Source organism: Bacillus pumilus, from assembly GCF_003431975.1.
Lineage (GTDB): Bacteria > Bacillota > Bacilli > Bacillales > Bacillaceae > Bacillus > Bacillus pumilus_N.
The window spans coordinates 1,509,327-1,524,661 of sequence record NZ_CP027116.1 but is presented as its reverse complement, the minus strand read 5'-3'; the positions used below and the strand labels follow the sequence as shown (position 1 = coordinate 1,524,661).

The window sequence follows — 15,335 nt, the reverse complement described above, 5'->3', positions numbered from 1 at the left end:
TCACGCACCTCCTGTTTCATTTCCAACAAGTGAAGAGCCAATCCGAACGAATGTCGCACCTTCTTCAATTGCGATTTCAAAATCATTTGACATGCCCATCGATAAATGCTGACAAGGTGCATTTACTTGGTTAAGATGTTTTACTTCTTCTTGAAGATGTTTTAATGTTTTAAAGCAGTTTCGAATCACAGTGTGATCATCTGTAAATGGAGCCATCGTCATCAGTCCAGCAATTTCAATGTGTCTGAAATCAGCGAGCTGTTTGACAAATGGGATCACGTCTTCACTTTGTAAGCCGTGTTTTGACTCCTCCTGCGATGTATTCACCTGTACAAAGCAGCGAACCGTGTGATCCGCTCTTTTTTCAATTTCATTCGCAAGAGACATCCTGTCGAGCGAATGTAAGTAGTCAATTGTTTGAATGACAGATTTCACTTTTCGTGTTTGTAAACTGCCGATGAAGTGCCAGCTAATGTTTTCATCGGTTATGGCCGCTTGTTTTTCAAGTAACCCTTGATCACGATTTTCACCAAAGTGCAAAATTCCTGCTTTCTTGGCTTCTAGTGCCCGTTCAACCGAGACATACTTTGTGACAGCAACGACGGATACATCCGCTGGGTTCCGGCCAGCTCTTTTACATGCTTCGTTGATTTGTTCATTTATTTGTCTGAGATTCTCTCGTACATTCAATTGCACTTATGCCTCCTTAAACCCGACAAAAGACATCATACGTCCTGTTTTTCCTTGATCACGACGGTGTGAGAAGAAAAGCTGTTCATTGCAGCTTGTGCACATCGAACTGACATGTATGTTTTCTTCTTTTATTCCTGCATGAAGCAATACGTTTTTGTTTAATGTTTTTAAGTCTAATTTATATTGTCCTTGTGAAATCTCGGAATACACATCATCTGTTGAAAAGTGAAGCTGTTTCACTTGATTCAAGACCACGTCATCAACTATGTAGCAGCAGCTGCCAATGGATGGTCCAATGACGACTTGTATTTGATCGGTCTTGACACCTTCTCGGTTGATCCATACATCAACCATCTTTGCACCAATTTGCTTGACGGTTCCTTTCCATCCAGCATGGGCTGTTCCAATGAGTCCATTTTGCGGAGCTAGAAAATAAAGCGGAACGCAGTCAGCGAAACAAAGAGCGAGCATCATGTTCGGTTCAGACGTATATAAGCCGTCTGTTCCAGGCAGTGCCTCGTGATAATGAAGACTTCCTCTTCCTCTTTGTTCTTTGGTGACTTTCTTGATGCGGTCCTCGTGTGTTTGGTCTGCAAACACCCAATCAGAGAGCGGCACAGCAGCATCATCTGCTATGACTTGACGATTCATTTGGACACTAGAAGCATCATCTCCTACATGGAGTCCAGTGTTCAATGATTGATATGGAGAAAGGCTGAATCCGCCATTTTTTGTCGTAAATCCGGCCAATACCTCTTTACCAGAACATGTCATGTTCGTCCAATCATGAATGGTCATTGCATAAGGTGATTTCTGCTGAAAGGGGTCATATTTGTATGTCAAAGCTACCCTCCCACCTTTCATTCATCTCTCTTTATTTCGCTCCTATTTTACCACAAGACATGCGTAGACAGTTAGTGGGATTCATTAAATATTACACTCAAATGTGCCCTTTCTACAGGTTTTTTTTCAAATTGATATGAAAACGTAATCTTTTTACCCGAAAAAGACATTGTTTGCTGAGAATGGAGAGCTTATGTTAAGGATAATGGATTCATTTATTGAGGAGGTATGTGAATTAAGAAGACAATCGGACAAGTATTACATCTTCGCCAATTTTTACTATATTTCGCCACGGCACAATCATTTCCTCTTCTTTTCCGAAAAATCCCATCATTTTACCTGTGCCGCCAATAATGATTGCTTGTATTTTACCGCTCGTGACATTAATATCAATGTCGCCAATGGTGCCTAGTTTTTTCCCGCTCGACACATCGACGACATCCTTGATTTGGAATTCAGAAATACTGATCATTTGCCCTTCCCCGCCTTTCGTTTTCTACTATAATATGTATGATGGAAAAGCAGGGACGCAGACCAATAGTTTCTTTTATCTACACTTTACTTAAATGCGGACGGCCATTTCTCCACATCACATCTACCGAACATTCAAAGAAGGACGAAAGCAAGTCGCTTGTCATCATTTCTTTTGTTTCTCCTTGATCAAATACGGTCCCATCTTTTAATAATAAAGTGTGCTGAAAAACTGGCAGAATCTCTTCTGCATGATGGGTCGTGTAGAGCATAGTCGGTGCATTAGACTTTGAAGCAATGAATGAGATGGTCTCCAGCACTTGTTCTCTTGCTAAAAAATCAAGACCTGTCACAGGCTCATCTAAAATCAAAAGCTGCGGATCATTCATTAAAACCCTCGCAATCAGGACTTTTTGCTTTTCTCCTTGCGAGAGAGTTTCATATGTCCGGTTAGCATATTTGAATGAACCAAATGCTTTTAATAGATCAATGGCTTTCTCTCTTATTTCATCTGTAGGGGTTTCATAAAGCCCGATTGAAGCAAATGCTCCGCTAAGAACAATTTCAAATGCATTGTCGTCTCTGTGCAGTTTCTTTTCAAGTCCCGCAGAAATGAGGCCAATTTTTTTTCTGAGCTTTTCGCCAAGAGCCTCCTTGCCAAAGACATGTCCGAGCACGGTCATCTCACCTGACGTAGGGAAATAATATGAGCAGAGCATATTTAATAAAGCGGTTTTGCCCGCCCCATTTAAACCGTAAAGCACCCAGTGCTCTTCTTTGTTCACCTGCCAGTCAACAGCTTGAAGCAGCCATTTTCCATTTCGTTTTAAAGAAACATTCTTCAATTCCAGTGACACCATCATTTCCCCCTGTGTAAAAATTCTGAATAAACAAATAATGAATGGTTACAGCATATCGCAAATGCTCTTTCTGGTAAACCTCACATAAAAAAGCTGCTCCTTTTGAGGAACAGCTTTTCTGCATACATGCTTACGAAATTTCGATTCGTACGCCTTCTTTTATATCAGGAAAGGTGTGCGGGGATGCAAAAACAGCTCCCGGTAATACATCATCAAACGGCTCTTGGAAGTAGATCGAAATATGGCCGAGCTCTTTAAAGTTGTCATTTGCTTTATTGCCGACGGCTGTGATCGTGTACGTTTGATCGCCCACTTGAATGGTACCGCCCAGTTTCAGCGGTTCTTCTTCTAAATGTTCGAACTCATGAATGACGGACATATCTCTTAATTCCTGCGGCGCTGCGGGGCCAAATAAAACAATCAGCTTATCTTCTTTAAATTGAGGGACTAAAATCCCAATTTCTTTTACGACGGATTGTGTTACCATGTATCTCGATTCCTCCTTTAATACGTTTAATACATACCGAAGCTGGCAACGTATGCGATCACAACAGATAGAACCCCTGTAATGAGACGGCTATACAAAACAGCTGGTACCCCATATTGTACCGTTTCCGGCTTCGCTTCACCAAGTGATAGCCCCACTGGAATAAAGTCACACCCTACTTGACCGTTGATAGCAAACAGTGCTGGAAGAGCAAATTGAGGCGGAATGTTTCCTAGTGCAATTTGACTACCAATAAGTACACCGATGACTTGTGCAATGACTGCCCCAGGTCCTAAGACTGGCGATAGGAACGGCAGTGTACAGACGACAACAAGCAGTAAGAGCCCCCATAAAGATCCAGCCAGTGGTGATAGAAAATGAGCAATCAAGTCACCAATTTTTGTATAATTGATAATTCCAATTAACATACTGACAAATGCCATGAATGGAATAATGTTTTTCAAAAGCATATCAACGGAATCACGGCCTGCCTGATAGAACGTACCGGTGACTTTCCCGATTCCTCTTGAGAACCTCATCAGGAAATTCCCTTTTTCCTGACGCTCGATATTTTCTTCTTTCAGTTTTGAATACGTTTCTTTAAAATTCTCTTTGTCAATTGGCCCACTACTTTCTTGACCTTCTACAGTCTCTTCACCATCAGACGCTTCCGCAAAGGAAATATCTTTTTCTGTGACGCCTGATACGAAGATATCCTCTGTAATATGTTTTGCAAGCGGTCCAGAAGGAGAGGATGCCAACACATCGACAGTTGGAATGCGTTTCATTGGATAAAGTCCGATTCGCGCCGTTCCTCCGCAGTCAATGACAACACACATCATTTCATCTTCTGGTATCGAGTTTTTAAAGCCGTCACATGCTTCTGTCCCTGTCATTTCTGCAATTTTACGTGCAACTGGGTGAATGCCTCCCCCTGTAATGGAAACAACCTTTCTTCTTTTACCAGTTGGTTCAAGCTCCAAGCCTTTCCCCCATCCACCAGCGCCTTTTGCAACAAATACTTTGTGGTTTGTCATGTCTGACCCTCCCCTATTGTGAATTCGCTTTCATTTTTCCTGCTAAGTATTTTGTGATCCATTCAGTAATGATTCCGCGAAGTAAAATGACGACGATCCCGACTAAGAAGTAACGAACAGCCAGTTCTGACATGGAGTACCCAGCTTCTTTAATCCCGTTCGCAATCCCTAAGTAGACAAATAGTTCTCCTGCGTTGGCATACGGGAACAGTGATGTCACCGGATGAACAAATGAAACAGCTGAATCATAGAATGCTGGTTTTTGTTTTTCGGGTAAGAAGCGGCCAAACGTATAAGCCATTGGGTTTGTCAAAATAAGAACGGATAAGATCGGCATTAACGTGTAGCGCAAAATGGTATATTTCGCTGCAAACTGAATCGCTCTATTCACTCGTTCTTCTCCAATAAACTTCATGACAGCATAAGTGAAAGTAAGTAACACAACAAGCGTTGGAACGATACCTGTAACAAGACCCATGAATTGCTTTCCGCCGGCTTCAAACATTCCGATAAAGTGTTCTCCAAACCATTGAATCCATTCCATGTTTCATCTCCCCTTTCTTAGTTCACATTTGTTATATTTTTTTTCGAAATCGAGACAAGTGCTTGTTCAGCCGCCATGGAAAGTGCTTGCATGACAGCTGGCCCCTTTTTGCGTTTTTTTAGCGTCTGCTTCATCATATGATGCTCGTCTAGCACTGCACCGACATGCTTTCCTTCATATGAAGGAACTTCTTTAAATTTAGATAAAATCGACACACCGCCAAGCACATGGCATTTTTGAATGATATACGATTCATCCACAATGATGAGCGCAATGGCTCCAGGGCCCACTTTGCGCCGCTCCATTCCCGAAAATAAGTGATAGCCATGCTTCCCTCTGTAATCATCAATAAGTGAATCCATGCTCTTTCGGTAGTACTTAATTTGAATAAAAGATAACCCATACTGCACAACGAGAACGATACAAAGTACGATAGCTAATTTTTCCACAGCTTCACGTCCTTATGATTGAAATAAATGATCTTGTAGTGAACGTAGCTTCCAGACCGTTGTGTTTGAATCAAGTTCAACATCATCATGCGTCAGGAATTGTCCTAGTTTGATGTCTTTTTTCGCTATGACTTTTCCGCTGATTAAGCCAATTGGAATGTGGCCGTTCGCTTTCATGTCTTGATGTGTTTCAAGTACACCTCTTACGGAGTATCCGCCAATTCCGTCAAGTGATTCCCCTGCTTTGATATCTCTTTTCGCAACAGCTACAGTTTCTGATACTGGTACACCAATTGGGTGAATGGAGGAATCATGCTGTAAGACCGCTTTTGCGATCGTAACAGGTGTTTCAAGACTCGCTAAGTGGAAAGGACGGTAAAGTGTGTAGTGCGGGCCTTTTCCGACTTTTAAGTAACGTAGCTCTTCATCAACGGGCTCAAGATCACTCTTCACGATGACAAATACACCTGGTGCAAGTCCATTTACATATTCAACGACTCCAAAGTGATCGAGCACGCCGCCTTGCTGTTTTTGATTCAATTTATCTGCTACATTTTCTAAATTCGCTTCTACTCCGTGCATACCCACCTTATCTGGCAAAAGTCCTGTTGCATTACTTAGTAGGTTCATTTCTGCCATCGTTTTTGTTCCGTCTTGGAATGCAGCCAGCATGTGGGCACTCATATGTTTACTATCCGCTTCTGCTTTACACGTATCCGGGTTTGCTTCTGGGAAGAATGGGTTGTTCTTACCTTTCCCAGCAACGAGCACCTCAAGTCCCATTGTTTTTGCAAATTCATATAATTCTAGTGTTGCTGCCGGTTCGTCTCCAGCTGATCCTGAGTAAACAAGTCCTGCATTTGTGAATAACTTATGCATCACCAAACCGATGGTAATATCCACTTCTACATTTAAAAGAACGAGATGTTTTTTCGAATTAAGCGCTTCCAAAGAAATGTTTGCTCCGACCTCTGGAACTCCTGTTGCATCTACGACAACTTCCACGAAATCTGATTGAATCACTTCTCTGTAATCATTTGTGACAACCATTTGATGTGGCTTTGCATGCTGCTTGTAGAAATTTGCTGCCTTCTCTGCTGCACTAAGATGAATATCACAAACACCGGCGACAATCATGCCTGGAATTTTAGAAATTTGTGAAATGAGTCCAAAGCCCATTTGGCCTGCTCCGATAATTCCTACTTTGATTGGTTCCCCACTGCGTTCTCGAGCTAACAACTGTTGATAGATTGACATCTAAATCATCCTTTCAGGTTTTCTTGCTTCTCTATAGATTGCTAGAGAAATAATCTGAAACTTTTAACAAATGTTATAAAAATTAACAAAAATCTGCTTCTTGTAACATTTGTTATTTTGTTTATCATTTGTTATGAACTTAGTTTATATGATGTGTCAACTTTGTGTCAAGATAAAATCGATAAAATTTTCAATCTTTTTGAGTCTAAAGACTCAAAAAAACTACCTAATGATATTAGGTAGTTACTTTAATAAGGCGTCTCCTGTTCGTTCATCAGTAATTAATACATGAATTAATCCACCTTCTAATGCTGCCCTGATCGCTTCAATTTTTTCTTCGCCCCCAGCGACACCTATGACAAGCGGAATTTCTTTCAGTTTTTGTGGGCTGATCCCCATCACCCTGTCGTTCCAAGGGTGCGGATACACTCCCCCTTTATGATCGATAAAGTTATAACAAATGTCACCTGCTACATCCTTTGCTTGGAGGATATCCTCCTCACCACTTGTCATATAAGATTTCACCATCGTTGAATGCTGAGGAACACCGCCAATTCCGACAACTGCGATGTTTGATGATTCTCCTAGTTCAATCACTTTTTTAATTGAAGGTTGTCTAATGAGTACATCCTTTGCTTCTTTCGTATCCAGCATGACGGGAACATGTAAAAATTCACATTTAGATTTGAGTGCTTCTGTGCACCTCGCAATAATATAGTTGGCGTGGATATCGACATCTTCATTTCCCACACCTCCGACAAGCGGAACAAATGTTACGGATGGATAGTGCTGAACAGACGTAATTGCTTTTGCCATTTCATGCAACGTTGTCCCTGAGGAAAAGCCGATAACTTGTCCATCCTTCATCACTTTTAATAAAAAACCCGCCGCTGCGGCACCTATTCGACTTTTTGTTGTGTCTTGGCTGAGCGTTTCCACACAGACGACTTCTCGCAGACCATATTTACGCTCTATTTTTCTTTCTAACGATCCATACTGTTGATTGACTTCATCATGAATAATGATTTCCACGATTCCTGCTTCACGTGCTTTTGCCAAATATTTCGATATGAGCGAACGGCTAACCCCAACAGCTTCTGCGATGTTCGATTGAGTGGCGCCTTCTTCATAATACATATGCGCAACCTTAATGAGCAGCCTTCTTTCATCATGGAATGTCATAATAACCCTTCTTTCCGCTTAAGTGTTCCCTAACAAATGATATGTAAAATAACATTTGTTAAAAACAGATTAAATGAAAAAAATAAGCGAGTCAATACTAGAGACGTGTTCACTCACAAGAATGAAAAAAGCCGCACACGAAAGCGGCGGCTTTAAAAGATGTTTTTATTCATTTGTTTGATGGCTGCTTTTTCAAGCCTTGAAACTTGTGCTTGAGAGATCCCGATTTCTTCAGCGACTTCCATTTGCGTTTTACCTTGAAAGAAGCGCTTACGAAGAATCATTTTTTCCCTGTCGTTCAATCTGCGCATGCCCTCTTTTAAGGCCAATTCCTCTACCCATTGTGTGTCTTTGTTCCGTTCATCACTAATTTGATCCATCACATAAATCGGATCTCCTCCGTCATTATAGATCGGTTCAAACAAAGAAACAGGATCTTGAATCGCATCTAGGGCAAAGACAATTTCCTCATGAGGCACTTCGAGCACCTTGGCAATATCCTCTGCCGTTGGCTCCTTGCTTGTCTCACTAATCAGTCTCTCACGGACCTGAAGTGCCTTATAGGCAATATCTCTTAGTGAGCGAGACACCCGAATCGGGTTGTTATCACGCAAGTATCGACGGATTTCTCCTATGATCATAGGGACCGCATAAGTTGAAAATCTGACATTATGACTTAAATCAAAATTATCAATTGATTTCATTAATCCGATACAGCCTACTTGAAAGAGATCATCGACATACTCGCCTCTGTTGTTAAAACGCTGAATCACACTTAAAACCAACCGTAAATTGCCATTGACTAGCTTTTCTCTTGCTGTATCGTCACCTTCATCTTGCAGCTGTCTGAACAATTTCCTCATCTCTTCGTTTTTCAGAACAGGCAGTTTGGAGGTGTCGACTCCGCAGATTTCCACTTTATTTCTGGACACTTTTTTCCCTCCCTACAGGAGCTGTTGTACAAAGTTCAGTATCTCCTTGGGATGGAAAAATATGCACAGGCGTAGACGAGAATCATGAGAAAAGTGGTTGATTCCTTTGACAGCAAAGGGACAGAGCTTCCAAAAAATTTTTTTAGACCATTTTGTTAAATTCTTTTTGTAATCGTTTAATAATTCGTTTTTCTAGCCTTGAAATATACGACTGGGAAATCCCAAGCATATCAGCGACATCTTTTTGAGTTTTTTCCTCACCACCGATCAAGCCGAATCTCAGTTCCATGATCTGCTTTTCACGGTCATTTAATTGCTCCAGCGCTTTTTTGAGTAATTTTTTATCTACATTAGCTTCAATATCCCGCGTGATAATATCATCATCTGTTCCAAGTACGTCTGATAAAAGCAGTTCATTTCCGTCCCAATCAATGTTGAGCGGTTCATCAAACGAGACTTCTGAACGAATTTTATTATTTCGACGTAAGTACATCAAAATCTCATTTTCAATACATCTTGAAGCATATGTCGCAAGTTTGATCTTTTTTTCTGGGTTAAAGGTATTGACTGCCTTGATCAGACCAATGGTTCCGATACTAATTAAATCCTCAATATTAATACCTGTGTTTTCAAATTTTCTTGCGATGTAAACGACTAAACGTAAATTTCTTTCGATCAAAATCGCTCTTGCGGTTTGATCACCTTTTGGTAATTTGACAAGCAGCTCCTGCTCTTCATCCTTTGATAATGGCGGCGGCAGCGCTTCACTTCCACCAATATAATAAATTTCATCACTCTTTAGACCTAGCTTCATGAGGAGTTTATACCAGTAGTAAGTGAGTTTAAATTTTAATTTTTTCATCTTCTTCTCCCTTCTAAATGTCAAGTTGACCTCGTAAGATAAAAGACATCACCAAAAACTACGACACCCCTTGGATGATTTTCCCGTCTAACATATCTGGATGAATGATGGATTGAAATTCCTGATCTGCTGATAAACCGCTCAGACTCATTCCTACAAAACACTTAGCTGGCTGAATTATATGCGTTTTAGAGTAAATGACGACTGTATCTGGTTTTAAGCATAGTAGAAAGCCGTGATCATGACCGACCGCTCGATATGGAACAAGTCTTAATCGATCAAGTAGTGCGAATTGATCATCAATTTTTTGCATCACCTCAACGGGATGAGACTGTTTCATAAGCTCTATAAATGGCTCTCCGCAAATGGTCGTTAGCTGATCAGCCTGCACGATCATAACTGGTGTTTTCGTCATTGGATCATACAGCTGATTGCCAGAATCGACGAGTCCATTTAAACGGATGGTTTCTCCGTGAATGTGTATTTCCACAAGCACTTGTTCATCATACTGTCTTTTTTTCGTAGCAACCTCCCCCAATCTTTTCTTGGAAAAGAGCCAAATCGCAGGAAAGCCGGTTAAAACGAAAAGCCAGCTAATGGGATCACCAAAGCCATCGTTTTGTGAAATCAGCAGTCCATCTTGAATCACTGTATTGGTTTGCAAAAACGAATGAACCCCGATCATGCCTCCTCCCATCAAAAAGGTTACAAAGTAAAAAGCAAACAGGTTTTGAAAAAAGGAACGAAATCTTTGAAAACCAAAGGTTGCAAGCACGATGAAGACAGAAAAAAGTAGTTTGCCTAAAGGGTGTGACACAACGATTGCAAATGGTGTAAAGAGCAAGAGAACAATGCTCGATCCAATGAGTGCTCCTAACATATATCGCCTTTTTTTTACTTGTCGTTTGAGAATAAATGCAGTGAGTAAGAGAAGCAATAGATCAAAACAAAAGTTTAACAGCCAAATCACATCTAAATAAATGACCACCTTCTGCTCCTTTCATCTGAACAAAGAATCAAAAGCAGTACTTGCACTTGTTTGTACCAGTATAAAACAGTCATGAGATGGAAGTCTGTCAATTCTTGTTGGGGATGATAGAGAACTTTTGGTGGATTGTTATTGTTTTTGTCGAGGAATGTGAGCAGGGCGAATAGGGTGTTCTTCGAGACAAGCTTTCGGAAACAGAAAAGACACGTCTCCTAGGAGCGTGTCTTTTCTTTACGAATTACTTTTCATTGATATTTAATGTACCTGAAGCCTTTTGTCTTGTGACATTTCCATAATCATCCCGCACAATCACTTCAATGACCGCGCCTTTTGCTTTAGCAGTAGAAGTAGCTGTCCAATAGCCTTCATATGTTCCGTTCGATACTTCGCGAAGCGGCAGCTCTGTTGTATTGTGAAGCTTCGATCTAGCGTTTGTCAGCGGCATGTGAATGACAAACGTTGCTTCTAGCTTTTCTCTGCTGTTAAATGAAATTTTTACAGACTCCCCTGAGGCTAGATGGATATTCTCTGCTGGAGTCAGTTTAGAAATCTCAGGTGCTTCGTATTGAACATCGATATTGACTTTTTTCATCGTTTTGTTTCCTGCTGCATCTTTCGCAGTGACTTTGATCATATTTTTCCCGTTTTCAAGCAGTATTCTTGCAGAATATCTTCCATCTTTTACAGTTGCCTTTTTTCCATTTACAGTGACTCGATCAAGATGATCATCCGTCACCTTTCCTTCTACAGTGAGCGATTCTTTATTTGACTTTTCCCCTTTTTTCGGTGTATCTATGGTTAGCGATGGGGCTGTTTGATCAATGGTGACCTTTACTGGTTTGGATCGTTTCGTTGCACCTTTATCCGTAACAGTGGCAGCCGTGAAGACATGCTCTCCACTTGGAACTGTGACCTTCTCTTTGAAAACACCTGACTGATCTGCTTTCACTTTCGCAATCTCTTTATCGTTTTGATAGATTGCTACATCAAGTCCAGGAGAGGCTTTGCCTTCAATCTCCAGCTCATCTTCGTTCGTAATGGCTCCCGCTTTTGGCGACGTAATCTCTGGCACATCTGCTTCATAGTCAACAAGCGCCCGAATCATATAATTCCCTTCTTCTTTTGGAGAAGGAGAAAAAGCACCGCTCGTCAGTTGCCAGCTTCTTTCAGCATTTGGCCCATCTTCATCTGTTGCAAGCCCTGGAGATTCCGTATTCTTTTTCGTTTGAATATAGACTAGATAAAAATCTCCATCCACCATTATGGCTTGATCTTCTAAATCTACTTTTGTCCATTCTCCATTACGCAGCGCATTCGCTTTTAAAGGTCCTGCGATTTTCTCTCCTGGAGCTCCATTCTTTCCAGAAGCATCATACACTTCAACCGCAAATTCATCTCCGCCAGGTGTTGGCCACTCTGATGTCCAGAAACGGAACAACCCCCCAGTGACTTTCGCTTGTTTCTTGCCCTTTTCTAATGAAAACTTGACAGCCCAGCCATTGCCAGGATCATAGAACGCCCGCGCATTTTCAGCTGTTCCGTCATCGTAACCAATTTCACCAGCAAAACCGATGAATGGCTCCAGCTGAATAGCTTTTTCTACCGGTTTCTCTGTCACATCTGCTGTAAATGTATACCCTTTAAAATCTTTCGCGAATATTTTGACGGTATAAACCCCGCTCAATGCCTCTAGAGAAAATTCGCCAGATTCATCTGTTTTCACCGGTTCAATTTTCGCATCTTCTACAAGGTAAACCGTGGCATCCTTTACTTTTTCACCTGTTGCTTCGTTGACAATGGTGCCGGATATCGTTCGTTTCTCAAGTGGCTGTAAGGAGAAATTCGCCTCTGCCGTTTCATTTGAGGAAATATTGATTTTTTGCGTGCGTGATTCAAACCCATAAGATTCAGCTTTCACTGTAAATTCTCCTGCACCGTGAGTAAGCTGATATCTCCCTGTTGCTTCATCAGTGTACGTTGATTTGCCGCTTTCAAGAACACTGATTTCTGCTTTCATAGGAAGAGCTTTGATGGACGGAACATCAAGTTTTTTTTCTTTTTTCATATGAACATGTTTTTCTTTTGTTTTAGCAGGCTTAGCCTTTTTCGGGTCAACAGATTTCTTTTGTGGAGAAGTAGATTTTTCTTTTTTGATGACGCCTAGTTGTTTCTTTGTTTTTTGAGGCAGAGCCTGATCTGTTATTTTCACATCATCTAAATAAAAACCGTCTTTGGTCACACTGCCATCCGTTCTGAGCTGAAAAATGACCCTCACGTTTTGACCTTTATAGGCAGATAAGTCAACTTCACCTGCTGTCCATGCATTTGTTTTACCTGTATAGGCTGTTACTTGCGTGGCATCTTCCCCCTCAGGCTGCACGTGAATATGCACATAATCATAATTCGCTTCTAGGTCATGCCAGTATTGATATTGTAAAAAGGAAGATCCTGACTCAGCTACAGTAATCATCGGCATTGATAAATGGGCATCTGTTTGATTTTCATACGGACTGTCTAAGTTTGTGGCATAGACATGATCTCCAGTAAAGGCTTGTTTTGGTCCCGTCGACGGTTTTCCCCACTGCCATGGATCTTTTGTTCCACCACTGAACCAGCCACTTGGCCATGCTTCAAAGTCTTGCTTATAGCCAGTCGTAATAGATGTTTTGATCGGAAGCGTATAAGGTTCTGATGAAGCTTCATTTTCTCCAAAATCTTTTACAAGCCAGCGGTACGTGACGTTTTCACCTTCAAGTTCAGGGAGCTGGGCTACATAGGTTCCGTTTAAATGATTTCCATCCGTACGTTTTGCTTGCACCGTCTCCCATTTCCCCTGGTCGACCCTGTACGTCAAGGCTACATTTGTTACAGCTACTTCATCTTCTGCTGTGATGGTCAAAGGTGTTGGCGTAGAGGCAAAGATTTCATTTGGTCCTTTATGAGAAAAAACCGGTGGTTCAGTATCTTCTCCTTCTTTTGTCACCTGGCCTTCAATCGCGCCAATTCCATCTGTTAATGCCGTAATCGCTTCTCTTGCGTCAACTAAACCTGCCCCATAGCCATTATTAGGGGATTCCGGGAATTGCTGATCTGTCAGCGGCTTCGCTGTATCAATGAGAATTTGTTCGATCTCTTCAACAGAAAGATCTGACTGTACTTGGCGGAGAAGAGCTACAACTGCTGACACATGTGGACCAGCCATCGACGTCCCATTCCAGCCGTCCTCGTATTCTTTCCCGGGAATAGAGGAACGAATGTTTACCCCTGGAGCTGCAATATCTGGTTTCATCACGCCATATGGAGAAGGACCTTGCAGTGAGAAAGATCCCAATTTATTATCTTGATCCGTTGCACCCGTCGCAAAGGCTTCCTGATAGTTCGCAGGATTTGCTATTGACCCCTCTCCACCAGGGTTAAATAAATCCGTATTACCAGCAGAAAACTCTGGGAAAATGTCGGCTGCTCTCCAAGCATTGACGACATCTTTGTACCAATCATCAAGACCAGGCCCACCGCCCCAAGAATTATTGACGACATCTGGTGCCTTTTCAGGATGAGGGTTTCCGTTCTCATCTTTCGGTGCTAAAATCCACTCACCTGCGTCCAGCAGATCAGCATCTGAACCACCATCTTCTGAGAAAGCTTTCACCGCAATCCATTTTGCCCCTGGTGCGACCCCGATTTGATTCTTTCCATCTGGTTCAGAACCAACCATCGTTCCTGTCACGTGCGTACCATGCTCTAAATCATCGTATGGCGCTTCAGATTCTGTCGTTGCGTCGTACCAATTGAATTCATGAGATGGTTCATTCGGCCGTGCTGGATCAAATCCTCGATACTTTTCTTTTAAAGCAGGATGATCCCACTCCACTCCTGTATCAATACTTGCCACAACTGTACCAGTACCGTCATAACCTAAAGCCCACGCTTCTGGAGCATGAACCTGAGAAATGTTCCACTCGACTCCATCTACTGCTTTGATTTGTTTTTTTTGCTTAGATGTCTTCAAATCAACCGGTCGATGAATTTGACGAGTTTCATTTGGCAGCACTTGATCTACCTCTGGGAAAGCAGCAACCTTTTCCATCACTTCTTTCGTTCCCGTCACCGCTAAACCATTCACAATATAGTACGAATGAAACTCCTTTACTTGCTTTTTCTGTTGTTCCTTTTGTAAATACGCAAGAAGCGCTTGCTGCGTCTCCTCAGACGTTGCTCTTAATTCGGATACGACAGCAGATCTTTTTGTGTACTGTGTTTTAGCTGCTGTTAATTTTTTCTTTTTGGCTTTGATCACAGCTTCCTTCGCCACTTTTTGCGTATTCGTTTGCTCCTTCATTTTGACTAAAAAAGTCACCTTGTCATTCTGCTGAAACTGCTTCAGTAATCTAGATGAGATCTTTGCTTTTGTTGTCTTTGAGGAAACAGTTTCCTCCTGATATGAGGTAGAAGTCGATTTTGCTTGAACCATCCCAAAGCTTGTCATCGTTAAAGTACCAATCACCAAAAGACTCATCAAACGATAGCCGGCGGTTTTGCGAAACTTCAATTTCAATCAAATCCCTCCTCCTCAAATGGCCAAACAGAGTACACGTCTCACTCCTTTCCTTCTTTTAGGTCATGACAAGATTCATGGTGTTCTATTTAATGTAGTCAAATAAAGTTCATCATTTTGTCGTTTTTTGTAATAGGAATCAAAAATGATTCTTTTTTCTTAACCAACATAAGCC

Annotated in this window: 14 protein-coding genes; all 14 read right to left on the bottom strand. The window is 41.6% G+C overall.

Features of this window, described 5'->3' with window-relative positions:
* Positions 1-690, bottom strand: a complete 690-nt coding sequence (locus tag C5695_RS07765) for a YggS family pyridoxal phosphate-dependent enzyme (protein ID WP_233230843.1) — start codon at positions 688-690, stop codon at positions 1-3.
* Between the two features lie 6 nt (positions 691-696).
* Complete coding sequence (pgeF, locus tag C5695_RS07760; protein WP_117730229.1) at positions 697-1,536, bottom strand: peptidoglycan editing factor PgeF; 840 nt, start codon at positions 1,534-1,536, stop codon at positions 697-699.
* A gap of 235 nt (positions 1,537-1,771) precedes the next feature.
* The gene (locus C5695_RS07755) at positions 1,772-2,008 is read right to left on the bottom strand and encodes a YlmC/YmxH family sporulation protein (RefSeq protein WP_008344958.1); all 237 of its coding nucleotides are present in this window, start codon (positions 2,006-2,008) and stop codon (positions 1,772-1,774) included.
* 79 nt (positions 2,009-2,087) lie between these two features.
* Positions 2,088-2,864, bottom strand: a complete 777-nt coding sequence (locus C5695_RS07750; protein ID WP_187441816.1) for an ABC transporter ATP-binding protein — start codon at positions 2,862-2,864, stop codon at positions 2,088-2,090.
* 133 nt (positions 2,865-2,997) lie between these two features.
* Positions 2,998-3,354 carry a PTS glucitol/sorbitol transporter subunit IIA gene (locus tag C5695_RS07745; protein ID WP_117730227.1) on the bottom strand — a complete coding sequence of 119 codons (357 nt, stop codon included), beginning with the start codon at positions 3,352-3,354 and terminating at the stop codon, positions 2,998-3,000.
* A 26-nt stretch (positions 3,355-3,380) separates the two neighbouring features.
* Entirely contained in the window at positions 3,381-4,391 is a 1,011-nt protein-coding gene (srlE, locus tag C5695_RS07740) for a PTS glucitol/sorbitol transporter subunit IIB (protein WP_117730226.1), read from the bottom strand.
* A gap of 13 nt (positions 4,392-4,404) precedes the next feature.
* Positions 4,405-4,935, bottom strand: a complete 531-nt coding sequence (gene srlA / locus C5695_RS07735; RefSeq protein ID WP_003210918.1) for a PTS glucitol/sorbitol transporter subunit IIC — start codon at positions 4,933-4,935, stop codon at positions 4,405-4,407.
* A gap of 17 nt (positions 4,936-4,952) precedes the next feature.
* Entirely contained in the window at positions 4,953-5,384 is a 432-nt protein-coding gene (locus tag C5695_RS07730) for a transcriptional regulator GutM (RefSeq protein ID WP_117730225.1), read from the bottom strand.
* A gap of 12 nt (positions 5,385-5,396) precedes the next feature.
* The gene (locus C5695_RS07725; protein WP_117730224.1) at positions 5,397-6,641 is read right to left on the bottom strand and encodes an NAD(P)H-dependent oxidoreductase; all 1,245 of its coding nucleotides are present in this window, start codon (positions 6,639-6,641) and stop codon (positions 5,397-5,399) included.
* Positions 6,642-6,884: 243 nt separating this feature from the next.
* Positions 6,885-7,823: a sugar-binding transcriptional regulator gene (locus tag C5695_RS07720; protein WP_117730223.1), complete on the bottom strand. Its 939-nt coding sequence runs from the start codon at positions 7,821-7,823 to the stop codon at positions 6,885-6,887.
* 152 nt (positions 7,824-7,975) lie between these two features.
* Positions 7,976-8,755 (bottom strand): RNA polymerase sporulation sigma factor SigG, encoded by a 780-nt coding sequence (sigG, locus tag C5695_RS07715; RefSeq protein ID WP_034317964.1) that lies wholly within the window; start codon positions 8,753-8,755, stop codon positions 7,976-7,978.
* 142 nt (positions 8,756-8,897) lie between these two features.
* Entirely contained in the window at positions 8,898-9,617 is a 720-nt protein-coding gene (gene sigE / locus C5695_RS07710) for an RNA polymerase sporulation sigma factor SigE (RefSeq protein ID WP_003211142.1), read from the bottom strand.
* Between the two features lie 58 nt (positions 9,618-9,675).
* Positions 9,676-10,605 (bottom strand): sigma-E processing peptidase SpoIIGA, encoded by a 930-nt coding sequence (gene spoIIGA, locus C5695_RS07705; RefSeq protein ID WP_117730222.1) that lies wholly within the window; start codon positions 10,603-10,605, stop codon positions 9,676-9,678.
* Positions 10,606-10,843: 238 nt separating this feature from the next.
* Positions 10,844-15,160 carry a S8 family peptidase gene (locus C5695_RS07700; RefSeq protein ID WP_117730221.1) on the bottom strand — a complete coding sequence of 1,439 codons (4,317 nt, stop codon included), beginning with the start codon at positions 15,158-15,160 and terminating at the stop codon, positions 10,844-10,846.
* Positions 15,161-15,335 lie beyond the last annotated feature (175 nt).

Excerpts from the sequence above, each read along its gene's own strand:
- C5695_RS07755 (WP_008344958.1), bottom strand. The coding sequence starts at position 2,008 with ATGATCAGTATTTCTGAATTCCAAATCAAGGATGTCGTCGATGTGTCG.
- C5695_RS07745 (WP_117730227.1), bottom strand. The coding sequence starts at position 3,354 with ATGGTAACACAATCCGTCGTAAAAGAAATTGGGATTTTAGTCCCTCAA.
- srlE (WP_117730226.1), bottom strand. The coding sequence starts at position 4,391 with ATGACAAACCACAAAGTATTTGTTGCAAAAGGCGCTGGTGGATGGGGG.
- srlA (WP_003210918.1), bottom strand. The coding sequence starts at position 4,935 with ATGGAATGGATTCAATGGTTTGGAGAACACTTTATCGGAATGTTTGAA.
- C5695_RS07725 (WP_117730224.1), bottom strand. The coding sequence starts at position 6,641 with ATGTCAATCTATCAACAGTTGTTAGCTCGAGAACGCAGTGGGGAACCA.
- C5695_RS07720 (WP_117730223.1), bottom strand. The coding sequence starts at position 7,823 with ATGACATTCCATGATGAAAGAAGGCTGCTCATTAAGGTTGCGCATATG.
- sigE (WP_003211142.1), bottom strand. The coding sequence starts at position 9,617 with ATGAAAAAATTAAAATTTAAACTCACTTACTACTGGTATAAACTCCTC.